Consider the following 26,895-nt stretch of genomic DNA (forward strand, 5'->3'; position numbering starts at 1 on the left):
ATGGTCATGCGTTTACGCTATTGTGACCAATTTTTGGGGAAATTAAAATTATTACAACAAGATTTGGGGAAAAAAGATGAAAAGACTCATATTGGGTGTTGCTATTGCATCTGCTCTTGGGCTTAGCGGCTGTAGTGAAGATAGTACAAATGAAGCAAAAGATTCTGTGGAACCACTCATTCCATTCTCTCAAGTGGTATTCGACCCTGCTGCTGGTGATGTGCCATTGCCAAATGACCTTTTATTTAACGGCACCACTGACGGTACGTTAGCTATACCGGGTGAAGACGGTGTCGATTATGTCGATCCAACCTTAGCTTTAGGTGCATTAGATGGGTGGTCAACGACGTCTCCAATTTCTATTACTGTGGATCTTGCTGTCGACAACTCTGGCGAAATGCTAACACTCGACGCTGCATCAGTTTTCCAACCAGGCGCTGTGCGTTTGTTTGAAGCAACGGTTGGCGGTGCATTATCAAGCGATCCTGAATGTACTGATGAGTTATCGCTTTCAGCATGTAAGATTGGAGAAGAACTCCAATTTGGGGTTGATTTTGTCGCCCAAGCTTCTGGCAATACCATTGCTGTCGTTCCACTAAAAGCATTGAAGCCGAATCAATCATATATCTACGCAACGACTAGCTTAATTCAAGATTCTGCTGGTCGCGCTATTGAGCCCTCAACGACTTATAATCTTCTTAAATTAGATATCGACACTAAGCCGCTTGAAACTGATGAGCAGCTTTTACTTCAAAGTTTAGTGAATAGCTACGAGAAAGGATTAGCTGCGGCACATGGTGTTGATGCTGAAACGGTTTCTTATTCTGGTTTATTCACCACTCAGTCGGTAGCAGATGTTTACGAAACAACAAAACTGTTAATGGCTGCAGACCCTAATTACCAACCGTCATTTGAGCAATTCCCGACTTCGGCAGGTTACACTGTAGCCCAAGCAGCAGGCCTTACTCCTGAAGACGGTGCAGCATATGTAGTATCAGACTTAGCTGATGTTTACACTGCAGCAATTAAATTGCCTGTTTACGGAAATTGTTCATCAGTTACTTGTGACTTTCCAATTGTAGATGGTGCACCTAGTGCGCCGAATGGACGTTGGTTTGCCCAAGGTGATAGCCCAGTTTCGGTGTTGTTAGCGCTTGAGTCAGGCACTATGAGTTTTGCTAATTTCAGTGCGCAAGCCGATAAACATGGTGTGGATCCAGCAGCAGCATTGCAAAACCCTGCGTTAATGGCTGGTAAAATTTGGAATTTAGATGATGGTACTGCAGCAGATCCTGCAAAACATCTGACAAAACTGAATCCAATTCCAAAGATAATGAGCTATGAAACAGTACCTGTATTAATTGCAATGCCAAATGAAGCTAAAGTGAAGGCTTTTCAAGAGTCTCAAGGGTTACCCTTCACACCTCCAACACATGGGTGGCCGACAAATATTGCTCTACACGGTTTAGGCGGCGGTAAAGAGATGGCGCTTGCTTATGCTGGCTCTTATGCTGCATTAGGTATTGCGACAATTGCGATTGATATGCCTTTACATGGTGCCCGCTCATTCGGTAACGATGGTGCTGGCTCGTATATTATATCTGCAACCGATCCATCATATGGAGCAGTCGTTGGCCAGCCAGAGGCGTTCAAATACGGCAACCCATTAGTGTTTGTAAACATAGGAAGTACGCTCACGGTTAGAGATAATTTCCGTCAGGCTACGATGGATCATCTAGCGCTTCGTTTATTATTGACTGGTTTATATACGAATATCGAAGATGCTAAAGGGCAGTTAGGAACACAACTTTTTGATATCAGCAAAATTAGCGCTCAAGGCTTAAGTTTAGGCGGCATCGTTGGAACGACTTTAGCCACTTATGCTTCAACAGGTTTAGTCGACCCAACATCTGGAACTGAATTACCTAATGCTTACGGTATTAATGCCGCATCGTTAGTGGCTCCCTCTGGTGGCTTAGCGGGTTCATTTGCCGGCTCTGCGACTTTTGGCCCTGTGTTATTTAAGACAGTGACTGCAACTGATGACTTTATGGCTTTAGTTAAAGAAGCAAACGAAGCAGGTTATGAGCCAGAAACGCCTGAATATGCTGCATTAGTTAAAGCTGTTTATGCTGGCTTTATTCCAACATTTGCCTTTGCGGTGCAAACAGCAGTTGATTCAGCTGACCCTATTAACCATGCAGCAATGTTAGCGGATACTCAATTACCAGTGCATTTAATTGAAATTGCAGGTGATGGCGCAGGTAATTTATCTGACCGCGTATTGCCTAATCAGGTGGAAGGCTTCCCATTATCAGGCACTGAACCATTAATTGCGGGCTTAGGTCTTGGTTGTGTTAGTTCCAATAGCGCGGGTTCTGGAGTGGTAAGATTCTCGAAGGGGCATCATAGTTCTATCGTTAGTCCTAGTGAAGTCGAGGGTGTAACAGACGGTATGGCAGCACAAGCAACGGTTGAAATGCAATCTCAAGTCGCCACATTTGCTAAAACTGCGGGCTTAGGTGCAGCAACGATTCTTGTTGATAATGCAGAAGTTATCGTACCTTGTAGCTAAATAATGATGTTTAATTGTTAATTGACTAAAAACCCAGCAAATGCTGGGTTTTTTATTGTCTACAATGTTTAACTTCCTGCTAAGATAAGCCGTAATAACGTAATTCTTTATGGAGTGTATTTTGGAGTTTTTATCTGAGTACGGCATGTTTCTAGCTAAGGCTGTCACTATTGTCGTCGCAATTCTTGCGGTAGTGATTGTTGTTCTTGCTAGCAGCATGAAACAAAAAGCAGAGAAAGGTGAACTTAAGCTAACTGATGTTACTGATGAGCTAAAACAACTTGAGAAAGAGTTGAAAGAGGAGTTGCTAACCAAAAAGCAATTTAAGGCTTACGAGAAGCAGTTAAAAGCTGATGATAAAGCGGCTGAAAAAGAAGAAACAGCACCTTCAAAAGTATTTGTAATCGATTTTAAAGGCAGTATTGATGCAGGTGAAGTGGCTTCGTTAAGAGAAGAGATTACCGCGATTTTAACAGTGGCTGATAAAGATGATCAGGTTTTGGTTAATGTAGAGAGTGGCGGTGGTATGGTACATGGTTATGGACTAGCCTCAAGCCAATTAGACAGATTAAAACAAGCAAAAATACCTTTAACTATTTGTATCGATAAGGTAGCAGCCAGTGGCGGTTATATGATGGCTTGTGTGGCCGATAAAGTGTACGCGGCGCCTTTTGCCATTGTTGGCTCGATTGGTGTTGTTGCACAGTTACCTAACTTTAGCCGTTTACTGAAAAAACACGACATTGATTATGAACAACATACAGCAGGTGACTTCAAACGTACCTTAACTGTGTTCGGTGAAAATACTGATGAAGGTCGTGAGAAGTTTCAAGAAGAGCTTGAAGAAACCCACGTGCTATTTAAAGAATTTGTCAGTAAATATCGCCCAGATATGGACATTGCTAAAGTGGCTACCGGTGAACATTGGTACGGTCAACAAGCCATTGAACTTGGTTTAGTCGATGCTATTTCTACCAGTGATGATGTTATTTTAGGTCTAGCGAAAGAACATCAAGTGATCAAGATTAAATATCAAATGAAGAAAAAATTAGCAGACAAAATTGCTCATGGTGCTTCGATGTCAGTTGATGGTGTTTTGAATCGTTTAATGGAGCGTGAAAACGCCGTTAAATAATAAGATAAGGATATCAATGCAGCAAGAGTCGGGTTACAAAGCGAATATGATGGTTGGGGATCAATGTTACCCAGCTTTTGAATTACGTAATTTGCTCAATTTTATCGAAGATCACCTTGGTGAAACTGTTGCTGCAGATATCTATTGTAAATTGGGCTTAGGACCATTAGAACTGAATGCCATGCAGTTTGTTTATGTATGGCAAGTTGAGTTTGCAATGGAGCAATTACGTTTACTGAGCCCTGATAAAGAAATTGGTGCACGTTTAGGTACCAGTTATCAAGTTGAATCCCTCGATGTACTACTGCCTTTTTTTGACCAGTTCACTACCTTAGGTCAGTGCCTTAAATTCGTCATTCAAAATCCTGATTTAGCAGGCAGTTTTGCAGATACCTTAGTGCGGATTGAAGATGATAAGTTGTGGGTGCGATGGCTTAATACTGGCAAAGTTTCAGCTGATAAATTTGCCTTTCAGTTTCAGCACAGTGTGTGCGCTTTATTAGGCGCTGCAAGACAGTTAGTTGATAATCCAGTATTTATTGATCAAATTCATTTAGCCTCACCAAGTTGCAATACTGACTACCTGACTCAAGAAACTGGCGCAACAATCACCTTTGATTGTGATTTTTTTGAGTGGGGACTAAATATCGGGGTATTAGATTTTCCGTTAGCCTATCAATTTGAGCAAGTTAACAGCGAAAAAGCGGCACCTGACAGTATTTCGTTTATTGATAATGTGCTGACTGCTATTCGCCACAGCATGCCAAACCCACCGAAATTAGAACAGTTTGCCTTAACGATACATATGAGCGATCGAAGTTTTCGGCGTAAGTTATCTGCAGCAGGGACAAGCTATCAAAAGTTAGTCGACCAAGTTCGTTGCCAAGCGGCAATCAATTTAATCTTGGCCGATAAAATGTCTGTTGAAGATATTGCTGAAACACTTGGTTATGGAGATGTGAGCCATTTCAGACAAAGCTTTAAGCATTGGTTAGGTTACCCTCCTGGTCACTTTTTACGGCTTAACCAATTGGCAAATTAATAAACTAAATAGTTAGCTTGAAAATATTCCTCTAAAGTCTAAAGTCTAAAGCTTATTCGCACACTCCAATGCTAGGGGACATGCTATCTATCCATTGCTTAACTAATTCGGTTCCTTCCGTATGGATAATCTCACGGCCTATTGGTGGCATTTTGTCTTTTGGAGACGATAATATCTGTCGATAATGTAATATCGAGCGTTCAGCATTTCCTGGCACTATGTCATATGACAACCCATTAGGGCCACCATCCCATCCTGGAGGCTGCTTACAAATGCCGTACTCAAAGCTTGTGTGATCAATAAAATAGCTTAATCGTAAACCTGAAATACTCGCAAAACCCTGTTTATTATGACAATGAGCACAATTTATATCTAAATATCCTTTAGCACGATTGGTTAAGCTGGCTTGATTATTTTCAAGCGTATGTGATTTATCAACGGTATTTAAATCCGGCAGTAAACTAAGCATGTTTTCATCTGCCCAAAAAGTCAGTTGGTTAGTTTTATTGCCATTACTTAGGGTTATTTCTCGATTCAGTAAGTGTGCTTTTACACCTATGGGGTTAATACGGCTGATGTCATTTTCATTAATTTGATGACAGATCTTACATTCAACCTTGCTGGGAATATGATAATCGAAAGTGATGGAATCACCTTGATTATTTAATGTATGAGTTACATCCGCTCCTGCAATAATGAGTGATGCGTTTTCTTGCTGCCATTGGTAGGTTAATGCTGTCCAGCCTGCTTCTCGGCGGATCATTAACCGTGTTTCAATCAACTTTTCGTTATTTGCACCACTTAATTGAGTATCGAATGGTAACGCAAAGGTTTTAGCTAAAACACTGCCGACAGGCAAGGTAAATACTTGCTGTGGATTAAACACCATTGATTGATTATCAGGTAGAAAAATAAACCGATATTTACTGGCATAATTTGAGAAGAGCTCAGTGGACAGTTGATAGTTGATGCCGGGTGTCGTTGGAGAATGAGTCGGCAAGCTTGGATCGGTAAATAAACCGTAGTCGCTTAAGTTAGGGCAGTCTTTAGACATCAAAGCGGTCCAATTCACTTCTGAACTCGATTGCTGACAAACATCATCTGAGGTATCAGGTTGCTCTGGTGTCGTTGGTGTTGCAGGCGTAGAGGGCGTAGAAGGAACTTCAGTATTCGAACTACCACTCTCAGAACTATCACTTCCAGAACCGCCACATGCCATTAATATTGAAGTTAGAGAAATGATTAATAGATTCTTTTTCCATATGCTCTCTTTCCATACACTCTTTGTCCATAAAGTCTGGCCCAAACCTCTTTGATTCAAACCTCTTTGATTCAAATCTCTTCGATTTAAAACACTTCTATTCAATGATTTCTGACTCAATAGAGTCTGTTTCAAAAAACTGGCTTCGATATGGATGGAATAAAACATTGGCGTTATCCTGCTTTCATTTTGAAAAAGAACAAATAAAAAGAACAAATAAAAAGAACTGGGGAAAGAATTAACAATAATAAAAACGACAATAAAAACGGGTAAGTGTTTTAAATTAGAGAAACAAAAGAGGATGAACCTAAGTTCATCCTCTTTTTAAAGGCATACTAAGAACAAGACGCCGCTGGTAATCGCTTAATCCATTCGTTGATTAAGGCTACACCTTCATCATGAGACAAACTGCGACCAATTTCAGGCATTCTATCGCCTGGATCGTTACTTTCCATGCGGAAGTGTAAAATCGACTCCTCAGGGTTACCTGGCACAACATCATAACCTAAGGTGCCACCACCATAAGCCACAGGTGACTTACACGTACCATGAGAAAACCCAGCATCCTCAGCATAGCTGCGCCAATACTCAAGTTTTAAGCCCGTGTTTGATGCATTGCCTTCTGGTCGATGACAATGTGCACAGTTAATATCCAAGTAACCTTTAGCTGCTGCCATTAATTCTGTATCTGACATTGATGCAATACTATCTTCATCTCCGTCTTGATACTCTGGTACCATATCGACATCAGTCAATGTCGGTAGGCCTTGTAATATGCCTGCTGATTGCCACTTAGTTAATTGATTCATGCTGCCATCACTGTAAGCATAATCTCGATTTAAGTGACGTGCTTTTGGCCCAATAGGCATAAACACCGCATTGCTATCAGCATCAGCTTTAAATTGATGACATTGCTTACACTGATTCATGCTAGGAACAACATAATCAAAACTGAGCATTTCACCTTTATGAGTGACTTGTTTACCCTGAATCGCCCCAGCTTTTGCCAATACGGCATCGGATTTATCGGCTTTCCAAACATAAGGGAGTGCACTCCAACCCGTTTCACGGTGGATTAGCAGTCGAGTCTCAATTAAGTCTTCATTTGCAAAACCGCGCATGTTGGTATCTTCAGGAAGTGCAAATGTTTTACTGATCACTGTGCCCACAGGGAAATCAAATGATTCATTTTCACTGTAATCGGCTATTGTGCCGTCGGGTAAATACACAAAGCGATATTTAGTGGCGTGATCAGTAAATAATGGCGTATTGAGATCGTAAGGTAGGCCATTAGAGTTGGGTGCTGCGGTGGGGTTAGCCATGTCGGCAAACAGATTATAATCTGACAGGTTAGGGCAGTTGGCTTTGAGTAGCGCATCCCAGCTGACATTGCTGCCAGTAGCTTCACATAAACTTAAATCGCCATCACCTTCAAGGCCTCCTTCGCCTTCGCCAATCGAACCACCGCCACCGATTAAGATGCCGCCATCACAACCTTCTGTTTCATCATCAACACCACAGCCGAAGATTTCATCGCCAAAAGTAACGGTATGAACCGGTAAGCTAATTTGTGAACAAGCTAAAAGGTCTTCTTGAGGAGCTTGAAACAATGCTTCTGGCAAGTTTTGATCTGTATTTGAATTCGCATATAAGCGACCCACACTGACATCGCCATTGTTGATGATACAAGTGTTATCACTGCCGTCTTCTGCGAAAGGTAATTCTTGTAAACCGAGATAAGCCGCTGTGCCATTATTGGATAATGCTTCACCTAAACCATCGTAAATAATACCTGGCATTTTCCCATGAGTGAGTACGTAAGCTTTAATAATGTCATCAATCAAATGACCATTAGGTTTTTGGCCGTAATCACTGATGTTATTGTCATGCACATGAATATTTCTTGGGGTTGCACGCCAGCCATCACTAATGGCCTGTCCAGGCTGAGCATAGTTAGCAACAAACGTGCTGATATCTCTTTCTGCCACGAAGAAACTGGTTACGGCAACGGCTAAGCTGTCATGGTTACTAATGTCATTGTTGAATACTTCAACATCATCCGTAGAAAGAATAATAACGCCTGTCCCAGGGGGAACAATGTGGACACCACCAGGGTTAGATGAACCATTGGCGAAGTTTTTGGTGTTGTTACTATGAATTTTATTATTAAACACACGAACACTTGAACCATATCTTTGGTTATTAATTGGTAAATCGAATACTAATACGCCACCTGTATTCCCTACAGCCTCGTTGTCATATACGTCAGCATATTTAGAGTTTTCGATTTCGATACCAGCGACGTTCTCTTTGGCAATATTACGACGTACAACAATGTACTCTGACTGGCCGACATAAATACCTGCGTCTGCGCTACCGCGAACATAGGTATCTTCAATGAGGATATTTTCACATTCAACAGGATAAAGGCCGTAAGCCCCATTATCTTTATCTAGTTCACCCTCCCAAATGGTTGCCAGCCTTCTTAAGATAATACCGTTGGTATTTTTAAGTTTAATACCGTTATTCTTCGCTTCATTAACGGATAAATCTTGAATAATTATATTCACTGCGTTTTGAACGAAGATACCATCGCCAGAGTTTGCTTCTGAAAAATCCAGCACAGTTTCATCTTGCCCGTAGCCCATAATGGTGACGTTTTTAGAAAACACACCATCGCCGTCAACATCCCCATCAAACAATAATGTCGACTCGATTTTAAAGTTACCCTTAGGAAGTACAATGACATCATTACTTTGAGCATTGATTAAGGCTTCTTGAATACTGATAGTGAGGTTGTCGCCAGCTTCGACCATGATTGCACCTTCAGGGAAGGTTGGGCCGGTTTCTGCAGGCGGTTGAACGACTGGAGGGGTTTCGGTGATTGTGGGTTCATCGTCATCTGAACCACAACCCGACAAACTCATGGTGACTGCTGTTGCTACTATGGTAGGCACCAGCCATGGCATCTTCTTGTTAAACATAGCATCTCCTGCTTTTTATTATTTATTTCCTACTCCTAAAGTTCCGCTAGAGGAGTGGATACGATTTATTTCGTATGTTCTCCAACATGCCTTGTTTGATATGTTAATCAATGTGAGATCTGGCCACATTTATTTAACATGTGGTTTTGATGTTTATTACAGAGAGGAAAAATGGTTTGGAATAAAAAGTAGGAGAATATAAACGGCAGCGAGGCTACCGTTTATAAATAATAGAGATAGTTATACTTTGTAGCTAAGGTGTTGATGGAAACCTATCGTTAAATTAACATGTTCTTTATCAAAGTCGATGTCGCTGATAAATTTGCGCATCGCATCTTCAACTTGGTTCATAAAACGGCCATAGCCACCATCTGAAATATTGCTATCATCAGCAACAATCACAAAGCGTATTGCTTCTGCGATGACGTTACCATCCCAATGACATATTGGACTTGCATCGATGGAGTTTGGGTCAAAACCAATCATTTGTAATTCATTGGTACTTTGTAAATCGTCGAACTTACTGTTACGCACTAAAGGGTATTTACCATTAGCAACTACTGCCAATTTATTGAGTTGTTTAGACTGAGCTGCTTCAATAAAGTTTTGGCAAACTTTTTGGTAGCTATCATTATAGTTTTCGTGCTTTTCTGCTAGAAGCTGATTTTTAATTCGGCGACCTATTGGCATAGTGATCATAGCGTAAGAAAGGGCGCTGGCTTCTTCAGGTAATGGACAGTCACGATGTTGGTAACGACTGTTTAGTGCTCTTAACTTGTAGCCATAGGTTTCTTTGTGACCTTTATTTTTGGCATATAGGTCATAGGAAATATGTTGGTGATCGCGTATTTTAGTCGCTAGGCCTTGGACTGGTAATTGAGGCAATAAAGCTTGAGTAAACTCTCGGATCCGAGCGTGGAAGTTTGCAGCATTACTACGTATTTCATCTCCTGTCGCTAAAAATACTACCTTGAGTTTTTTAGCGCGATAATCGGCCACCATGTGTAAACTATTTGCTTCATGATATTCAGGGTTGTAGAAAAAGCGTAGCTGTTCTTGAGTTGAAAAACAGTAAACTTCGTTATGAAAACGAACAACAGGAAGCTTATCTGTCGCAACAACGTGAACATTATAAAGTTCAAATTTATCAGCAGTTTCAAAAACAAGCTTACTAAACTCTTGGTAACAGCTTTCTAAGCTTTCATAATTTGCGATAAACTCATCAGTAAGTGGGAAACCAACGGTAATATATTGATTTTTTCTGGTCGTTGTAGGTAAGTAAACTTTCTTTTGACGACTGACGGACATAAGTTTTCCTTTTAGCCATAGTGTATTACCAATTAAAATTCGAAAAAGTGCATTTGAATTAGCACTTCTCATCATTGGTATGAGTCATTGTTATTATAATTGAAATGATAGTAACGTTTTAAACAAATCCATTTTGTTTAGTTTAATCTTTAAAGCTTAAAATAAAATTACTTTTTTGCTTTAATCGCTTACTTTAGTTGAAAAGTTTTAACCTTGATTACTTTTTTAACGCATCTTTGATCCACGGCTGCATCCATTGCGTAATTTGAGGTTGAGCCTCAACATTTGGGTGAATGCCGTCACGTTGCATTAAGTCGGGATTTGGGGCTATTTCCAACATAAAAAATGGGATCAAAGTAACATCGAACTCATCGGCAAGTTGATGGTATACGCCATTAAACATTGATGTGTATCTCGGACCATAATTTGGTGGCACCATGATCTCAGTGAGTAGAACATCAGCGCCGCTCTCTTGAGACAAGCTAATGATTTTTGTAAGATTTGATTTCAGCTTGTTAGGCGGAAAACCGCGAAGGCCATCATTGCCACCCAGCTCTACAACAACGAGGTCAAAGTCAGTGGAAGCCAGTAGATTCGGGAGTCTTCGCAAACCACCAGCGGTGGTTTCACCACTGACTGAACCATTAATTATGTTGTATTCAGGGTGTTCATCACGTAACAATTGTACCCAACCTTGCTCTTCTGACATACCGTAACCTGCACTTAGACTATCACCTAAGATTAAAATCGTGGCAGCATAGCTAGAAGTAGAAATAAACATTGTTGATGCAACAAACAGAAATGCCGCAGTAAGCAGGCGTTTAGCTGGTAAATATAAGAAGGATCGTATGTCGACTAATTTTGCAAATAATTCAAGTGCCATTAATGTTACTAACCTCAATAAAACTGTAGTGACCCAAGAGGGAGAGCTTACTATCCTCAATGGCATTTATATGGATGTCAAGCAGGGTGACAGTATTGCGATCCTTGGTCCATCAGGTTCTGGTAAATCGACCTTACTCGGACTATTAGCAGCACTCGATACACCAACCTCAGGTGAAATCTTGCTTGATGGTCAGGCATTATCAGGACTGAACGAAGAACAAAAAGCGGCGCTACGTAAGCAAAAAGTCAGCTTTATTTTCCAATCCTTTATGCTCGTTGACACCTTAACCGCCCTTGAAAACGTAATGCTGCCTGCAGAACTTGCAGGTGTCGCTAATGCACGTGAGAAAGCGGAAAACATGCTTGAGCGTGTTGGTTTATCACATCGTTTAACCCATTTACCTAAACAATTATCTGGTGGTGAGCAACAACGTGTTGCTATTGCACGTGCATTTATCTGTGAACCTAAAGTGCTATTTGCTGATGAACCAACAGGTAACTTGGACAGCGCCAACGGCGATAAAATTGCCGATATGCTGTTTGCTTTAAACCAAGAAAGCGACACAACCTTGGTACTGGTGACTCATGATTTAGAGCTCGCCAAGCGCTGTAAAAGACAATTAGTCATGGACAATGGCCACTTGTCAGAGCCAAATGCAGAGCAAAGCACTACTGAACATAATACTACAAAGGCTGCGAATGAGGAGGCCTGCTAATGGAGTTGCAATTAGCGTGGCGTTTATTCAAAAGAGAGCTCATGCAAGGGCAGTTATTACTCATTGTATTAGCGATTACATTAGCTGTGTTGTCGGTGAGTGGACTTGCCAGAGTCAGTGAGCGTTTACAAGTTGCTATTAATGGCGAGGCCGCAAACTTTATTGCCGCTGATAGGATCATTGATTCGCCAGTTGAACTTGATACAAACGTGCTTGAGCTGGCTGAGTCATTAGATATTGCCCATGTAACCAACATGACCTTTAACTCTATGGTTTATGCCGGAGATAACTTTCAATTAGTCACAATTAAAGCCGTTGCTGATGGATATCCGCTTCGAGGCGAAATCGAGTTATCTTCAGGTGTTACCCAAGCTTTACCTAAAACGGGTGAAGCTTGGTACGAAAATAGACTCGGTGGTTTACTGGGTTATCCAACGACTTTGGAGCTAGGTAACACTGAATTAAATCTATCCGCTGAAATAAGCCGATTACCCGATGCTGGTTTTAATCCATTTGCATCGTCACCTGTTTTACTAATGCGTTTGGATGACGTTGCAACAACGGGGATTATTCAACCCGGTAGTCGCGTTAATTATATTTATCAGTTTGCAGGAGAAGCTGCAGCGTTAACTGAATTTGAAACTCAAGCAAAACCATTACTGAATAACAGCCAACGCTGGACAGATGTTCAATCTGGGGATTCTCCTATTGCCTCTGCGGTGAAACGTGCAGAGCGCTTTTTATTGTTGGCAAGTTTATTGGGGATCGCTTTAGCGTGTGCAGCTATTGGTATTGCAGCACAGCGTTACTGCCAACGACATTATGATGTCGTGGCGATGCTAAAAACATTTGGTGCATCTTCAAAACAAATTCGAACCTTGTTTGGCATTCATTTAATGCTGGTGACTTTAGTGGGCATCGTTTTAGGTTTGATAGGTGGATTGCTGCTAGATCTAGGGATTAATCAATTCTTACCTGCAGAAATTGCCGCATATTCTCCACCTTATTCAAGACCATTGCTGTTAGGTGTGAGTACCGGTTTAATCAGTGCCTTTATGTTCTCGGCTTATCCTTTGATGCGCTTACTGGCTATTCCACCATTAAGAGTATTGCAAAGGCAGTTAGAAGGCCTGCAGTTTGGCATGTGGTTGCACCTATTACTGAGTTTGTGCGCAATGGCTTTACTGGGTTATTTATATTCTCGCAGTATCGCATTGACCATGACAGTGGTATTAGCAGTATTACTGTTAGGCGTGCTGTTAAGTATTTTAGGTTTCGCTATGATCCGTTTAGGTCATAGTGTCGGCATGAAAACCACGAACCCATTGCAGTTAGCTTTAGCAGGGCTTCGACGCCGTGCAAGGCAAAATGCCGTTCAGCTTGTTGGCTTCAGTAGTGCACTTGTTTTATTGCTAACGATTCTGGCTCTTAGACAAGACTTATTGAATGAATGGCAAAAGCAGTTACCAGAAGATGCGCCCAATTACTTCTTGGTGAACATTGCCCCAGAAGACACTAAACCTCTTAATGACTTTCTTGATAGTAATAAGATTATTGCAACCGATATCTATCCAGTGATCCGTGGCCGCTTAACCCATATTAACGATGAAGAACTGATTTCACGTCGAGAAGAGAAAGATGGTATTGAAGGCCGAGTTGGGATATCTCGTGAATTAAATCTAACTTATCGAGAAACATTACCGCCAAACAATGAAATCACCTCGGGCACCTTTAATCAGGCCGATGATGAGGTTTCTGTTGAAGCGGAAGTCGCTGAGCGACTTGGTTTATCACTAAACGATACGATGACGTTTAATATTGATAACCAAAGCTTTAGCGTTAAAGTCACTAGCTTTAGACAAGTGCAATGGGAAACCCTACAACCCAACTTTTTCATGATCTTTAAACCCAAAGCGCTAGAGCCATTTTCTTACACCTCTATGGCGAGTTTTCATTTAAATGATGAAGATTTAAAAGCGAATGGCAGTGACTTAACGGCAAATGCAGTGGTATTGCAGCTTATTCAGCAGTTCCCGACTATTTCAGTTATTGATGTTGGGGCGATGGTGGGGCAGTTACGCCAAATCATTGAACAAGTCTCTCTGTCGCTTTCTTTGGTTTTAGCCTTAGTGTTGCTAGCGAGTGCTTTAGTCTTGATAGCACAAACTGAAGCGGGCATGGCAACCAGACAACGTGAGTTAGCGGTACTGCGTACCTTTGGCGCTTCAGGTTGGTTACTGCGCTCTGCTACTGGACTTGAGTTTGCATTACTTGGCGCTATAGCAGGTATTCTGGCGGTTATTGTAGCGGAATTTGCACTTTATATGCTTAAAACTCAAGTATTCGAGTTGGTCGTTTACATGCATTGGCCTTGGTGGGGGATTTCACCTTTAGCTGGCGCTGCAGTGGTGGCATTTTTAGGAATGTGGCGCTGTCGCCAATTGCTTAACCAGTCTTGTAGTGACTTGTTAAAAGCGGGCTAAATTGGCGAGCATACTATCGCAACATAATTACGATGCTTTCAGGGACAGTTTTGGGATTTTATTATGGGATTTGATTTCGAAAATGAATAAAGGAATGAGTTATGTTTGCGGTAATTTTTAAAGCTAAAGTTGGCGCTCAAGATCAGCATTATATTGATACCGTCGCGATTATGCGCGACTTAGCATTTGAACAATATAACTGCATAGACTTTCTTGCTGTGTCAGAAGGCGAGCAAGAAATTGCGATATCTTATTGGCACAGTGAAGATGATATCAAGCGTTGGCATGATGATTCAAAGCATGCGGTTGCTCAGAAGTTAGGCCAACAAAAATGGTATGAATCTTACTCAGTAGAAGTGGTGGAAATTAAAAGAAAGTATAGTTTTGGTGAGTAACAAACTGACTTAGCTGTTTGTTCATTTAATTACTTTTGTGTCAATAATGCCGTTAAGTTCCCTTAACGGCATTATTTTTTCTGTGATTTTTCCTTAACTACAAGTTATTAAAATCTAATAGTTGAATAATTTTTTGTTATAGTATTTAAATCGTTAACGTTCGTATTGAGCAATGAATTTATGATAAATCAAAAATGGTTATCGACTTTTCTTAAGCTTGCAGAAGTAGGGCATTTTACCCAGACTGCTGAGCAATTATTTATGACTCAACCAGGCGTTAGCCAACATGTGCAAAAGTTAGAACAACAGTTAAACGTGCAGTTAATACAACGTTTTGGTAAGCGTTTTGAATTAACCGATGCGGGAATACAACTGCAGCAATATGGAGAGCAACTCTTAAAGCAGCAAGAGCAACTGGTAAGTGACATACAACTTGATTCCCCCTATGTCGGCGACTGTCGTTTTGCATGTTCTGGCTCCTTGGCTATGTGGTTGTTTCCACACTTTATCGACTACCAAATATTGCACCCTGAATTGTCTGTATCAATAGAAGCTGCGCCAAATAAAAGAGTGATAGAGCAAGTTATCAATAATGATATTGATATCGGAATAGTAACGCAATTTGTCTCTAACCCTGAGCTTGAGGTGACAGCGATTGGTGATGATAATTTATGCTTAATTGTGCCAGCAGCGTTGAAAAACGAGGAGATTAACTTCGATAAATTAATCTCACTGGGTGTTATTTCGCATCCTGATGCAATGCATTACCTGCAGCAATTGATCAGCAGTAACTATAGTGATGAACAAGTTGGTTCGATCCCAATCGCCAGTTATGTAAACCAGCTAAGCCAGATATTACTACCTGTCTCAAAAGGCCTTGGGTTTACCGTGTTACCTGAGTTTGCTGTTAATAGCTTTGAACAACAAGAGCTGATTTCGGTAGTAAAACTTAAACATCAGGTCAAAGAACCGCTTTACATGATCCGTAAAAAGTTTCGTCCTTTACCAAAGCGATATGAGTGGTTCATTGAAACAACTACTGGGCTTATCAATCAATAACGACATTTGGTAGCGTTGGGAGTTATTCAGGTTAAATGCCAAAAGTAACTTACCAATAGAAAATAACTAATATTAAACTGCGGATAAAAAGGCTAATGAGGTGAAGCTATCTCATTAGCCTTTAGAGCCTTTTATTTTAATCTCTTACGCTTTGAGAATAGAATCTAAAGCTGGGCTGATATCTGGATATTTGAAATTAAAGCCTGAAGCAAGTGTGCGTTTCGGCAATACAAATTGACCTTCAACAATCAAATCGGCCATCTCTCCCATAGCCAGTTTTAGGGCTATGACAGGTGTGGGGATGAGTGCAGGGCGATTTAGACTAGCGCCAATAGATTCAGCAAACAATTTGTGATTAACCGGATTTGGTGCAGTTGCATTAAATACGCCTTGAGCATCATCAGTGACTAATAAGTGCTGAATTAAATGGGTTAAATCGTCGATATGTATCCAACTCACGCCGTGTAGACCTTTTCCTATAGGGCCACCGAGCCCTAATTTGAATGGTGGTAACATTTTGGCTAATGCGCCGCCATTTTTACCCAATACAATTCCAATTCTGAGTACGCATACTCTTGTGTTTTCTGATTGAGCTTTTAGGGCTAAATGTTCCCACTCACTGCATACTTGGTGACTAAACTCATTGTGGGCTTGGCTGTGTTCATCAACTGGCGTGCTACCTTGGCGGCCATAAAAACCAATCGCAGATGCGCTAATAAAGCTTGCTGGTGGCATATCACTTTGTTTAATTAATTGAGTTAACATCGCTGTCATGTTCCAGCGGCTGTCACAAATGCGTTGTTTTTGTTGGTTGCTCCAACGTTTCCCAACAATGGGTTCGCCAGCAAGATTAATGACAGTGTCATAATCGTTGAGATTATTCAGTTGTTCTAGCTTGTCTAGGTACTTATGTTGGGCACCAAGTGTTGATGTAGCGTGTGAGATATTTCGAGTCACAATCGTGAGCTGGTGAGATTGTTCACTTAGCAATTTAACTAACTGTTGTCCGACAAATCCTGTTGCGCCAGTCATTAATATATTCATATTCTCACCACTTAATCGGTCGAAAGGTATTGGTTTAATCTATCAAGGAGCTTAGTTTTAAATAGTTTGGGTTTAAAATATCTTGGGTTTAAAATAGCTTGGGTTTAAAACCTTGTGCTTAAATTAGCTACGTTTAACATGTTATTACGAAATGCAGTCGATGCTAGATCAATTTGCACAACTGAAATGATTTAAGTCTGCTAATTCAACTCATTTAACTCATTTAACTTCTGTTCAGCTTTAACTTGTTAAACTAAGGCTGTTTTTTAATTAAATCGCGTTAAGATAGTCATTCATCGTTACTTGATTACGAGTATAATGCGTAAGTTATTATTATTGTGCTAGTTTAGTAGTAGATTTTATGTTCAAAGTTTACGAAATATACAATTAACATATTCATGTCTTAAGATTTTAATATCAAAACGCTTTAATTATCGCTTTAAATAGCCAATAGAGTGATGGTTAATGAAATCGAGTCATATAATTCAATAAAGTTCATTAATATAAAAGGGCATTAAATATGAGTGGCGGTAATTCTTCATCGATGGCGTTACGTGGTTTCGCTATCATGGCTTGTTTAGTCGTTATTTTAGCAGGCATCAAAACCGCAAGTCCTATCGTCGTGCCATTTGTGTTATCAGCATTTTTAGCCGTAGTCTGTAATCCAGCAATTCAATTTATGACCCGTTATCGAGTGCCTAAATGGCTATCGGTCATCTTATTAATGATGTTTATTGTGATGATGGGGTTATGGCTTGCAAGCTTAGTTGGGAGTTCAATAAATGAATTTACCCAACAAATGCCGTTTTATCGACAACAATTAATTGAGCAGTTCTCTTGGGTACTTGAAAAACTTAACGCGCTGAATATCAATATTTCTAAAGACAAGGTGTTGGAATATTTTGATCCTGGAATGGCACTTAGCATGACAACGAACATGTTGTCGGGTTTAGGTAATGTGATGGCCAATTTATTTTTGATTATCTTGACCATTATTTTCATGTTATTCGAAGCGCAATCTTTGCCTAAAAAGCTACATTTAGCACTTTCAGATCCTGATATGCGTTTAAAGCAAATCGATAAGTTTTTGCACTCTGTAAATCAATACATGGTCATTAAAACCCTTGTCAGTATGGCTACAGGTATCATCATTGGAATTGGTTTATCGATTATTGGTGTGGATTACGCTTTGTTATGGGCCGTTTTAGCATTTTTGCTTAATTATATCCCGAATATTGGTTCAATTATTGCTGCTATTCCCGCTGTGCTATTGGCCTTTATTCAAATGGGGCCAGGAGCTGCTGGTGTTACGGCGTTATTGTTCCTAGGTACTAATACTGTCATGGGTAACGCTGTTGAACCGAGATTTATGGGCAAGGGCTTAGGTTTATCTACGTTAGTGGTATTTCTATCATTAATCTTCTGGGGGTGGTTATTCGGTTCTGTCGGTATGCTGCTTTCGGTACCATTGACTATGATAGTCAAAATAGCACTTGAATCCAGTGAAGGCGGTAAATGGTTTGCTATTTTATTGTCCGATGTTACTCCTGATGAAGACGAAAAAAATGAAGGTATTGAAGGCAATTTAGTTCAAGCAGATAATAGTTTAGCATCAACTGCTGATAACTTGGCTTCAACTACTGACAAGAATACAGATGATAAAGCCTAGGGCCTGTATATAACCCTAGTAATACAAAAATCGAAGACTAATTAATTAACGTTGTGAAAGTATAAATGAATCTTGTAAGTGATGATTTTCCACTAGGGCAAGCACTTGCTCAAGTGAAGTTGACCAATGAGCTTAGCCGCCTATTTCATGGCCGTGGAGGCCGTTTTGAAGGTTTTGAGCATCTTTGTTTAGATTGGTTTAACCCTGTCTTATTATTAACGAGCTTTAAAGAATTATCAGAAGCTGAACGCCTTGTGTTAACTGATGCAATTGCTGAAGTATGGCAACAACATCACAATGAACTGCAGTTTAACCTCGTATTCCAATACCGTAATGCGGGTAGAACGGTCACCGATGTTGTGGCCGGTGAGGTTCCTGACAAGCACATAGTGACAGAAAATGGCGCCGATTTTTTAGTTCATCTTTTACGTGGTCAAAATCACGGTATTTTTCTCGATATGACAAACGGCCGTCGATGGGTTAAAACCCATGCTAAAGATAAAAAGGTATTAAATCTATTTGCATATACTTGCGCATTTTCAGTTGTAGGTTTGCAAGGCGGTGCGACCGAAGTTGTTAACATGGATATGAGCAAAGGTGCACTGAGTATTGGTAAGCAAAATCACCTTATAAACGGTTTTGAGTCCGGAGCGCGTTTCTTAGGTCATGATATTTTTAGATCATGGGGCAAACTGACCAAATTAGGCCCTTATGATTTAATTGTTGCTGATCCACCAAGTAATCAAAAGGGCAGCTTTGTTGCAACCAAAGATTATGTAAGACTTTTACGTAGGCTGCCAGAGTTACTTGCTGAAGGTGGCGAAGTGTTACTTTGTTTGAATGCACCAGAATTAGGCTGTGATTTTTTAATGCAGCAAGTTGCAGAAACGGCGCCAAGTCTTGAGTTTATTGAGCGGATTGAAAACCCACCAGTGTTTGCCGATATTGATGAGCAGAAATCACTAAAAGTTCTACGATATCGAGTGAATAGTTAAGTTAGATTAATAATTGAAACTACCTTTTATTTAGCACAATTGAATATTCATTCAATTGTGCTTTTTTTTGACCCAAAAATTAGCGCATAAACCTGCGATGTAAAAGCAAACAATTTGACGTCATTCCCAGTATGTTTTGGACTTGAAAAACCATCTTTAAACAAAAAATCTCATCACTTATATCAGTTAACAAGTTGATAACCTTTGTTGAAGGGTCTATATATACTTAAGTATTAAATGCGTTAATCCAATGAGATTCGCCATTGTTGTATTTGTTTAAAGAACGACCACTCGTCCATTTGGTCTAGTTTCTTAAGTCAAACAGAAGTCTTTATAGGGCAGTTGTTTAGTTCGCTTTTTATGATCTAGATCAACAAATCTTCGTTTTACCAATTTGTGAGTATATAGTTTAGTCTTTGATTAAAGATAAAATTCTCACCAATCTTAGTAGGTAACAAATTTGTTACATTACTTTCATTCGATACCTCTGCTGGAGGCTCCATGAGTACAGATCCGCAAAGTGAAAAAAGCCTAGAATTTAAAATTTTTATATTCTTAACGGTTTTTTTAGCTCCAATTTTGTCAGCACTTTTAGTCAGTGCACTCGGTTTTACCATTTGGTTCAGTCAAATCCTTTCGGGCCCGCCAGGCGCTGGTTAGTCTTAAATAAATAACAAAAATTAATAGAGAAATAATGACGATGAGCAAAAAAGAAATCCATGTAACTAGCCTAATAGTACAAGTACAACCTGAACAAATGGCTGAAGTACGTCAGAAAATCATGGCGATGGAAAATGCTGAATTATCAGTAAATAACGAAATGAAGATTGTTGTGGTGATTGAAGGGCCGACTCAGCGCTCTTTAATGGATGACATCTCTACTATTAATGCTATCCCAGGTGTGCTGACAGCCACTATGGTTTATCACCAAAGCGAAGAGCTAGAAGAGGGTGAAGAATGAGTATGAACAGACGTGAGTTTATGAAAGCCAATGCCGCAATTGCAGCAGCTGGCGTTGCTGGAATGGCTTTACCTGCATCTGCAAGTAACCTAATTACTAGCTCAGAGCAAACCAAATTAGAGTGGAACAAAGCGCCTTGTCGTTTTTGTGGTACGGGCTGTTCGGTCATCGTAGCCACTAGAGACGGTAAAGTGGTTGCTACTCATGGTGACGCTAAAAGTGAAGTGAATAAAGGCCTTAACTGTGTAAAAGGTTACTTCCTTTCTAAAATTATGTATGGCCGTGATCGTCTACAAACACCTATGTTACGTATGACAGACGGTAAATACGATAAAAACGGTGAGTTTACTCCTGTCAGTTGGGATACCGCTTTCGATACCATGGCTGAAAAATGGAAAAAGACCATTAAAGCTAAAGGGCCTACTGCAGTTGGTATGTTCGGTTCGGGTCAGTGGACTGTTTGGGAAGGTTATGCTGCCGTTAAGTTGATGAAAGCGGGCTTTGGCTCAAATAACATCGACCCTAACGCGCGTCACTGTATGGCATCTGCTGTAGGTGGTTTCATGCGTACCTTTGGTATTGATGAGCCAATGGGCTGTTACGATGATATGGAAGCGGCTGACGCATTTGTATTATGGGGCTCCAACATGGCAGAAATGCATCCAATTCTTTGGACTCGCGTAACTGACCGACGTTTAAGTGCACCACACGTTAAAGTGGCGGTATTGTCTACATTCCAACATCGCTCATTTGATTTAGCAGATTTACCTATTGTTTTTACCCCACAAACTGATTTAGCAATGCTTAACTTTATTGCTAACTACATTATTCAAAATGATAAAGTGGATAAAGACTTTATCAGCAAGCATGTTAATTTCCGTAAAGGTGAAACTGATATCGGTTATGGTTTACGTGCTTCACATCCGCTGCAGAAAAAAGCTAAGAATGTCAGCACTGCAGGTGATTCAACCCCAATCGATTTTGAAGAATTTAAAAAGTTTGTTGCTGATTATGACGTTGAAAGTGTCAGTAAACTTTCTGGCGTACCAGAGCATAAACTGATTGAACTTGCTGAGTTATATGCCGATCCTAAAAAGAAAGTGACTTCTTTTTGGACTATGGGCTTTAACCAACATACTCGTGGTGTTTGGTGTAATAACCTGATTTATAACATTCACTTATTAGTGGGTAAAATCTCGACTCCGGGTAATAGTCCATTCTCGTTAACGGGTCAGCCTTCTGCATGTGGTACCGCTCGTGAAGTGGGTACTTTCTCTCACAGACTTCCAGCAGATATGGAGGTTAACAACCCTAAACACCGTAAAATTGCTGAAGATATTTGGAATATCCCTGAAGGTATTATCCCGCCTAAGCCAGGCTACCATGCAGTTGAACAAAACCGACGACTTAAAGACGGTGACTTAAACTGTTATTGGGTGCAGGTAAACAACAACATGCAAGCTGCGGCTAACATGAATGAAGAAGGTTTACCTGGATACCGTAACCCTGACAATTTCATTGTTGTTTCTGATGCGTACCCAACTGTTACTACCCAAGCCGGTGATTTGATTTTACCTTCAGCAATGTGGGTTGAAAAAGAAGGTGCCTACGGTAACGCAGAACGTCGTACTCAGTTCTGGCATCAAATGGTGCAAGCACCTGGCGAGTCAATGTCTGATTTATGGCAGCTGATGGAATTCTCTAAACGCTTTACCACTGATGAAGTGTGGTCAAAAGAGGTGCTTGCTGCTAACCCTGAATACAAAGGCAAAACCTTATTTGAAGTGCTGTTCCAAAACGGCAATGTTGAAAAGTTCCCGTTAAGTGATGCCGACCCTAAGTTTATGAATAATGAAGCTAAGCACTTTGGCTTTTATGTTCAAAAAGGCTTGTTTGAAGAATACGCTCAGTTTGGTCGTGGACACGGTCATGATTTAGCTGACTTTGACCGATATCATGAAGAGCACGGCCTACGTTGGCCAGTTGTCGACGGTAAAGAAACCAAGTGGCGTTATCGTGAAGGTGCAGATCCATACGTGAAAGCGGGTAAAGGGTTTGAGTTTTACGGTAAACCTGACGGAAAAGCGATAATCTTTGCCTTACCGTACGAGCCGGCGCCTGAAGTGCCGGATGAAGAGTTTGATATTTGGTTATCAACAGGACGTGTTTTAGAGCATTGGCATTCAGGTTCAATGACTCAACGTGTACCTGAGCTTTATAAAGCATTCCCAGATGCAGTCTGCTTCATGCATCCAGATGATGCTAAGAAGCGTGGTTTACGCCGTGGAGATGAAGTTAAAGTGATATCTCGTCGTGGTGAAATCAAAACTCGTGTTGAAACAAGAGGACGTAACAAACCACCTATTGGTTTGGTGTTCGTGCCATGGTTTGACGCTAGCCAGCTAATTAATAAGGTCACACTTGATGCGACAGATCCTTTGTCTAAGCAAACTGACTTTAAGAAGTGTGCGGTTAAGATTGTCAAAGCCTAAGGAGAACGACCATGAAAACACGTAATGTTTTATCAGTATTTGTATTATTGAGTCTTTCTTTTAGTGCTATGGCTGAAACAGCGCCTGTGCCTGAAGATAAGGTAGCGACTTTGCGACTTGCGCCAATTGATATTGAGCCAACACCACCTGCGATGCAGAAGGTGATTAACTCTGATGTGAAGCAAGTACGTAACTATCCGATGCAACCACCTATCATTCCTCACAGAATTGATGGCTATCAGATAGATTTAAAAGTAAACAAATGTATGCAGTGTCACGCGCGTAATAGTACTGGACACTCACAAGCACCCATGGTGAGTGTGACGCATTATATGGATAGAGAGAATAACTTCTTGGCATCTTTATCGCCACGTCGTTACTACTGTACCCAATGTCATGTATCTCAATTAGATGCCAAGTTACTTGTAGAGAATGATTTCGTTGACGTGAAAGAGTTAATGAAAAATCCTGCTAAAACTGAGCACTAGGAGCCAGTATGATTGCAAAAATACTAGAAAATCTTAAATTGATTTGGAAGGTGATACGCCGACCAAGTGTCCATTATAGTCTTGGTTTTCTGACTTTAGGCGGCTTCGTTGCTGGTATTATTTTCTGGGGGGGCTTTAATACCGCCCTGGAGTTAGCAAGCACTGAGGAGTTCTGTACCAGTTGCCATGAAATGGAAAGCAATGTGTATCAAGAGTTGCAAAGCACCATTCACTTTACTAATCGAAGTGGTGTTCGTGCAACGTGTTCAGATTGCCATGTTCCACATAATTGGACGGATAAAATTGCACGTAAAATGCAGGCTTCGAAAGAAATTTGGGGTAAAGTTTTTGGTACGATTAACACACGGGAGAAGTTTGAAGGCAAACGTCGTGAGTTAGCGGAACATGAATGGGCACGTTTAAAAGCGAATGACTCCTTAGAATGTCGTAACTGCCACAACTTTGATTATATGGATTTCACTCGTCAATCAAAACGTGCATCAGCGATGCATTCAACCTCGCTTGCGAGTGGTGAAAAAACCTGTATTGACTGTCACAAAGGTATTGCTCATCAGTTACCTGATATGGCAGGAGTGGAAGGTTTTTAAGCTACCACTGTGATAAAAGTCATATAGACTTTAGTCAATTTGTATCATAAAAGGTCAGCGTAAGCTGGCCTTTTTGTATCTAATAGCGCTATATTTAAGTATATAAATTATTCAGTAGTTATAGAGACTTAATTCGGCTAACTTATCTTGAATCGTTCACTGAAGCAGGATGCATGCAGACATTATCATTATTAATTAGCGACATAAAAAATACACTAAGAATACGCTTTTCGGCATCATTGATTGCTGGGATTATGCTAAGTGTTTTTATTTCATTTGCTCTATTTGCAGATGATACACCTGAGCCCCGACAAGCTAACAATCAGCAGCTCTCTAAAGTTCAGCAAAACTGGTTAGAAACAGAGTTTCAACCTTCGACGTTATCGTTATCAGAACAAACGAAAGAGCTGCAATGGTTCCAGCAAAAATCTCAGCCTTTTAAAGGCATGACGATTAGAGTTGTCTCTGAACGTATAAATACCCATCAATACGAATCCAATATTCTCGCTAAAGCCTTTTTCGACATCACTGGCATTCATGTTATTCACGAACTTACCAATGAAGATGATGTGCTTAAGAAGTTCTCGGCGCAAGTCATGACAGGGCAACGCCTTTATGATGCCTATATCAGTGATAGTGATTTAATTGGCAGTCACTTTAGACAACAGCATGTTATGTCGATAACCGATCTTATCAATCACCAAGCAAAGGCATACACGCTACCGTCTTTAGATTTGAGCGACTTTATAGGTCTTGCTTTTACTACTGGTCCTGATGGAAAGATTTATCAGTTACCTGATCAACAATTTGCCAATTTATATTGGTATCGAAGTGACTGGTTTGCTAATGCCGATTTCCAAAAACAATTTGAAGCTAATTATGGCTACCCTCTAGGGGTGCCACAAAACTGGCAAGCCTATGAGGATATAGCTCATTTTTTTACTCATGACATAAGCGAAATTGCAGGTGAAAAAGTTTATGGTCACATGGATTATGCTAAGTCAGATCCCTCTTTAGGTTGGCGGATCTCTGATGCGTGGTTATCAATGGCTGGAGTCGGCGATAAAGGACTGCCGAATGGCCTACCTGTTGATGAATGGGGAATTCGTGTCGAGGATTGTCACCCCGTAGGAGCCAGTGTTGAGCGAGGAGGTGCCTTAAATAGTCCAGCAGCTATTTATGCGATACAAAAGTATAAAGAGTGGTTAGTAAAATATGCGCCGCCAGAAGCAAGGCAACTCACTTTTTCCGAATCCGGCCATTGGGCAGCTAAAGGCAATATTGCTCAGCAAATATTTTGGTATACCGCTTTTGTGCCTGACTTTACCTTAAAGAATTTAGCGGTTATGAATAAAGATGGCACACCTAAATGGCGAGTAGCGCCTTCTCCGGTGGGTAAGTATTGGCAGAAAGGCATGAAGTCTGGATATCAAGATACCGGCGCTTGGACGTTTTTAAACCATACTCCAGAAAGTAATCAAATTGCTGCATGGCTCTACGCTCAATTTGTTGTCTCTAAAACTGTCTCTTTAAAGAAAACCTTAGTAGGGTTAACCCCGATACGTCAGTCAGATATAGAGTCAGATTATATGGCCCAGAAAGCGCCATATTTAGGTGGCTTAGTCGAATTTTATCGCAGCCATGCTAGGCATGTGTGGACGCCAACGGGAACAAACGTACCTGATTACCCTGGAATGGCTGGGTATTGGTGGCAAGCAATTAGTCGTATTATCGAAGGCGAGTTATCTGTCACAGAAGGTATGGACGCCTTAGCGGAGGAAGTCGATAATCATTTGATAAAGTTACAAGAACAAGATTTAACTTGTGGACCTAAAGTGAATAAGAAACAAGTGCCTTCTCATTGGTTAAATAAACCAGGGGCGCCTAAAGCTGAATTGCCAAATAAAGTAAAAGGTAAGACATTACCTTTTGAGGAGGCAATCAATGCTTGGTAAGAAGCGCGTATATTCTTTACTCAGTACCGTCATTTTTTTAATTGCTGAGATTAATTCAGTAGTTGCTGAAGAAATTACTGTTTATACCTATCAACACGTTCCATTTGCTGAGCAAACTGACACAAAACACCAGGGTATGATTGTTGATATTATCGACGAGTTATTTTCTAGAGCAGAAATTGAGTACAAGATTATTTTTAACCCGCTTAAACGTGGTTTAACGATGACGGAAAGGAGCAAAAATGTTTGTGTATTGCCAATTGTGCGGACTCAGCAAATAGAGAGTGAATATAAGTGGGTTGGCCCTGTATTAATTTCTCGATATGGATTATTTAGCGCCACTAACAGCACAATTCCTTTAGTGACACTGCAAGATGCTAAATCATTGTCTATTGGTACCTATTTAGGTAGTGGGATAAGTGAATATTTAGAATCTTTTCAGTATCAAGTTCAGTTAACAAATGATGATGGATTAAATATAAAGAAACTGGAAAGAGGCCGTATCGATCTTTGGGCTGCAGAATTAATCAGTGCCAAGGTATTAATGGAGCAAGCTAAAGTCCAACTCGGTGAACCTGAACTTATTTTTCATACTTCTTTACGAGCAATGGCGTGCAATAAGTTTATGGATGATGCAAAGCACCAAGCATTAGTAAACGCATTAAATGAAATGTATCAGGATGGATTTATGACAAAAATCAATCGTGAGTATGGTGTTTCGCTCTAACCTTCCCTAATGATAGCCAAGGCCCTCTGCAACTAAAGTGCTAGATTCGTATCTGTTTAGTCTATAAAAAGTATCGGTTCAAATATAATTTCTTTAACAAACTATACTTATCA

Annotated in this window: 21 protein-coding genes; 16 read left to right on the forward strand and 5 right to left on the reverse strand. The window is 40.5% G+C overall.

Going from position 1 to position 26,895, the window contains the following annotated elements:
- Nucleotides 1-76: 76 nt before the first annotated feature.
- The 3 genes from L2735_RS01180 to L2735_RS01190 all read left to right on the forward strand — a co-directional run bounded on the left by L2735_RS01180 (nt 77) and on the right by L2735_RS01190 (nt 4,752).
- Entirely contained in the window at nt 77-2,575 is a 2,499-nt protein-coding gene (locus L2735_RS01180) for a VolA/Pla-1 family phospholipase (protein WP_248982964.1), read from the forward strand.
- Nucleotides 2,576-2,696: 121 nt separating this feature from the next.
- Nucleotides 2,697-3,710 carry a protease SohB gene (sohB, locus tag L2735_RS01185; protein WP_248982965.1) on the forward strand — a complete coding sequence of 338 codons (1,014 nt, stop codon included), beginning with the start codon at nt 2,697-2,699 and terminating at the stop codon, nt 3,708-3,710.
- A 16-nt stretch (nt 3,711-3,726) separates the two neighbouring features.
- The gene (locus tag L2735_RS01190; protein WP_248982966.1) at nt 3,727-4,752 is read left to right on the forward strand and encodes a helix-turn-helix transcriptional regulator; all 1,026 of its coding nucleotides are present in this window, start codon (nt 3,727-3,729) and stop codon (nt 4,750-4,752) included.
- Nucleotides 4,753-4,804: 52 nt separating this feature from the next.
- On the opposite strand, the gene L2735_RS01195 is transcribed toward L2735_RS01190, so the two are convergent.
- The 4 genes from L2735_RS01195 to L2735_RS01210 form a co-directional block, all read right to left on the reverse strand.
- Entirely contained in the window at nt 4,805-5,971 is a 1,167-nt protein-coding gene (locus L2735_RS01195; RefSeq protein ID WP_248983030.1) for an SO2930 family diheme c-type cytochrome, read from the reverse strand.
- 377 nt (nt 5,972-6,348) lie between these two features.
- On the reverse strand, nt 6,349-8,997 hold the full coding sequence (locus L2735_RS01200; protein WP_248982967.1) for an SO2930 family diheme c-type cytochrome: 2,649 nt from the start codon (nt 8,995-8,997) through the stop codon (nt 6,349-6,351).
- A 240-nt stretch (nt 8,998-9,237) separates the two neighbouring features.
- A complete protein-coding gene (locus L2735_RS01205) occupies nt 9,238-10,305 on the reverse strand; it encodes a DUF3083 family protein (RefSeq protein WP_248982968.1) in 1,068 nt (355 codons plus the stop codon).
- 217 nt (nt 10,306-10,522) lie between these two features.
- Nucleotides 10,523-11,086: an arylesterase gene (locus tag L2735_RS01210; RefSeq protein WP_248983031.1), complete on the reverse strand. Its 564-nt coding sequence runs from the start codon at nt 11,084-11,086 to the stop codon at nt 10,523-10,525.
- A gap of 67 nt (nt 11,087-11,153) precedes the next feature.
- Here L2735_RS01210 and L2735_RS01215 point away from each other — a divergent pair, with 67 nt between their 5' ends.
- The 4 genes from L2735_RS01215 to L2735_RS01230 all read left to right on the forward strand — a co-directional run bounded on the left by L2735_RS01215 (nt 11,154) and on the right by L2735_RS01230 (nt 15,843).
- A complete protein-coding gene (locus L2735_RS01215; RefSeq protein WP_248982969.1) occupies nt 11,154-11,906 on the forward strand; it encodes an ABC transporter ATP-binding protein in 753 nt (250 codons plus the stop codon).
- Complete coding sequence (locus tag L2735_RS01220) at nt 11,906-14,389, forward strand: ABC transporter permease (protein WP_248982970.1); 2,484 nt, start codon at nt 11,906-11,908, stop codon at nt 14,387-14,389. Before L2735_RS01215 ends, L2735_RS01220 begins: the two co-directional genes overlap by 1 nt.
- A 101-nt stretch (nt 14,390-14,490) precedes the next feature.
- Nucleotides 14,491-14,784, forward strand: coding sequence for an antibiotic biosynthesis monooxygenase family protein (locus L2735_RS01225; protein WP_248982971.1), 294 nt, complete (start codon nt 14,491-14,493; stop codon nt 14,782-14,784).
- Nucleotides 14,785-14,964: 180 nt separating this feature from the next.
- The gene (locus L2735_RS01230) at nt 14,965-15,843 is read left to right on the forward strand and encodes a LysR family transcriptional regulator (RefSeq protein ID WP_248982972.1); all 879 of its coding nucleotides are present in this window, start codon (nt 14,965-14,967) and stop codon (nt 15,841-15,843) included.
- A gap of 144 nt (nt 15,844-15,987) precedes the next feature.
- Here the strand turns inward: L2735_RS01230 and L2735_RS01235 are convergent, their stop codons facing one another.
- Entirely contained in the window at nt 15,988-16,887 is a 900-nt protein-coding gene (locus tag L2735_RS01235; RefSeq protein ID WP_248982973.1) for a TIGR01777 family oxidoreductase, read from the reverse strand.
- Nucleotides 16,888-17,407: 520 nt separating this feature from the next.
- Between L2735_RS01235 and L2735_RS01240 the strand changes: the two genes are divergently transcribed.
- From L2735_RS01240 to L2735_RS01280, 9 genes are all read left to right on the forward strand, one after another.
- Nucleotides 17,408-18,556, forward strand: a complete 1,149-nt coding sequence (locus tag L2735_RS01240; RefSeq protein ID WP_248982974.1) for an AI-2E family transporter — start codon at nt 17,408-17,410, stop codon at nt 18,554-18,556.
- A gap of 65 nt (nt 18,557-18,621) precedes the next feature.
- Complete coding sequence (locus L2735_RS01245) at nt 18,622-19,551, forward strand: class I SAM-dependent methyltransferase (protein WP_248982975.1); 930 nt, start codon at nt 18,622-18,624, stop codon at nt 19,549-19,551.
- 501 nt (nt 19,552-20,052) lie between these two features.
- Nucleotides 20,053-20,211, forward strand: coding sequence for a periplasmic nitrate reductase, NapE protein (locus L2735_RS01250; RefSeq protein WP_102528770.1), 159 nt, complete (start codon nt 20,053-20,055; stop codon nt 20,209-20,211).
- 34 nt (nt 20,212-20,245) lie between these two features.
- Entirely contained in the window at nt 20,246-20,512 is a 267-nt protein-coding gene (locus tag L2735_RS01255; RefSeq protein WP_248982976.1) for a chaperone NapD, read from the forward strand.
- Between the two features lie 2 nt (nt 20,513-20,514).
- The gene (gene napA, locus L2735_RS01260; protein ID WP_248983032.1) at nt 20,515-23,004 is read left to right on the forward strand and encodes a nitrate reductase catalytic subunit NapA; all 2,490 of its coding nucleotides are present in this window, start codon (nt 20,515-20,517) and stop codon (nt 23,002-23,004) included.
- Between the two features lie 11 nt (nt 23,005-23,015).
- The gene (locus tag L2735_RS01265) at nt 23,016-23,492 is read left to right on the forward strand and encodes a nitrate reductase cytochrome c-type subunit (protein WP_248982977.1); all 477 of its coding nucleotides are present in this window, start codon (nt 23,016-23,018) and stop codon (nt 23,490-23,492) included.
- A gap of 20 nt (nt 23,493-23,512) precedes the next feature.
- Entirely contained in the window at nt 23,513-24,100 is a 588-nt protein-coding gene (locus L2735_RS01270; RefSeq protein ID WP_248983033.1) for a cytochrome c3 family protein, read from the forward strand.
- Nucleotides 24,101-24,273: 173 nt separating this feature from the next.
- Nucleotides 24,274-26,055 (forward strand): type 2 periplasmic-binding domain-containing protein, encoded by a 1,782-nt coding sequence (locus L2735_RS01275; RefSeq protein WP_248982978.1) that lies wholly within the window; start codon nt 24,274-24,276, stop codon nt 26,053-26,055.
- A complete protein-coding gene (locus L2735_RS01280) occupies nt 26,045-26,782 on the forward strand; it encodes a substrate-binding periplasmic protein (protein WP_248982979.1) in 738 nt (245 codons plus the stop codon). Before L2735_RS01275 ends, L2735_RS01280 begins: the two co-directional genes overlap by 11 nt.
- Nucleotides 26,783-26,895 lie beyond the last annotated feature (113 nt).

Origin of the sequence: Shewanella olleyana (genome assembly GCF_023283825.1) — a bacterium.
GTDB lineage: Bacteria > Pseudomonadota > Gammaproteobacteria > Enterobacterales > Shewanellaceae > Shewanella > Shewanella olleyana.

Bases quoted from the DNA above. Each gene is read 5' to 3' on its own strand.
- L2735_RS01180 (WP_248982964.1), top strand. From the start codon at position 77: ATGAAAAGACTCATATTGGGTGTTGCTATTGCATCTGCTCTTGGGCTT.
- L2735_RS01190 (WP_248982966.1), top strand. From the start codon at position 3,727: ATGCAGCAAGAGTCGGGTTACAAAGCGAATATGATGGTTGGGGATCAA.
- L2735_RS01195 (WP_248983030.1), bottom strand. From the start codon at position 5,971: ATGGCATGTGGCGGTTCTGGAAGTGATAGTTCTGAGAGTGGTAGTTCG.
- L2735_RS01200 (WP_248982967.1), bottom strand. From the start codon at position 8,997: ATGTTTAACAAGAAGATGCCATGGCTGGTGCCTACCATAGTAGCAACA.
- L2735_RS01205 (WP_248982968.1), bottom strand. From the start codon at position 10,305: ATGTCCGTCAGTCGTCAAAAGAAAGTTTACTTACCTACAACGACCAGA.
- L2735_RS01210 (WP_248983031.1), bottom strand. From the start codon at position 11,086: ATGTTTATTTCTACTTCTAGCTATGCTGCCACGATTTTAATCTTAGGT.
- L2735_RS01215 (WP_248982969.1), top strand. From the start codon at position 11,154: ATGTCGACTAATTTTGCAAATAATTCAAGTGCCATTAATGTTACTAAC.
- L2735_RS01220 (WP_248982970.1), top strand. From the start codon at position 11,906: ATGGAGTTGCAATTAGCGTGGCGTTTATTCAAAAGAGAGCTCATGCAA.
- L2735_RS01225 (WP_248982971.1), top strand. From the start codon at position 14,491: ATGTTTGCGGTAATTTTTAAAGCTAAAGTTGGCGCTCAAGATCAGCAT.
- L2735_RS01230 (WP_248982972.1), top strand. From the start codon at position 14,965: ATGATAAATCAAAAATGGTTATCGACTTTTCTTAAGCTTGCAGAAGTA.
- L2735_RS01235 (WP_248982973.1), bottom strand. From the start codon at position 16,887: ATGAATATATTAATGACTGGCGCAACAGGATTTGTCGGACAACAGTTA.
- L2735_RS01240 (WP_248982974.1), top strand. From the start codon at position 17,408: ATGAGTGGCGGTAATTCTTCATCGATGGCGTTACGTGGTTTCGCTATC.
- L2735_RS01245 (WP_248982975.1), top strand. From the start codon at position 18,622: ATGAATCTTGTAAGTGATGATTTTCCACTAGGGCAAGCACTTGCTCAA.
- L2735_RS01250 (WP_102528770.1), top strand. From the start codon at position 20,053: ATGAGTACAGATCCGCAAAGTGAAAAAAGCCTAGAATTTAAAATTTTT.
- L2735_RS01255 (WP_248982976.1), top strand. From the start codon at position 20,246: ATGACGATGAGCAAAAAAGAAATCCATGTAACTAGCCTAATAGTACAA.
- napA (WP_248983032.1), top strand. From the start codon at position 20,515: ATGAACAGACGTGAGTTTATGAAAGCCAATGCCGCAATTGCAGCAGCT.
- L2735_RS01265 (WP_248982977.1), top strand. From the start codon at position 23,016: ATGAAAACACGTAATGTTTTATCAGTATTTGTATTATTGAGTCTTTCT.
- L2735_RS01275 (WP_248982978.1), top strand. From the start codon at position 24,274: ATGCAGACATTATCATTATTAATTAGCGACATAAAAAATACACTAAGA.
- L2735_RS01280 (WP_248982979.1), top strand. From the start codon at position 26,045: ATGCTTGGTAAGAAGCGCGTATATTCTTTACTCAGTACCGTCATTTTT.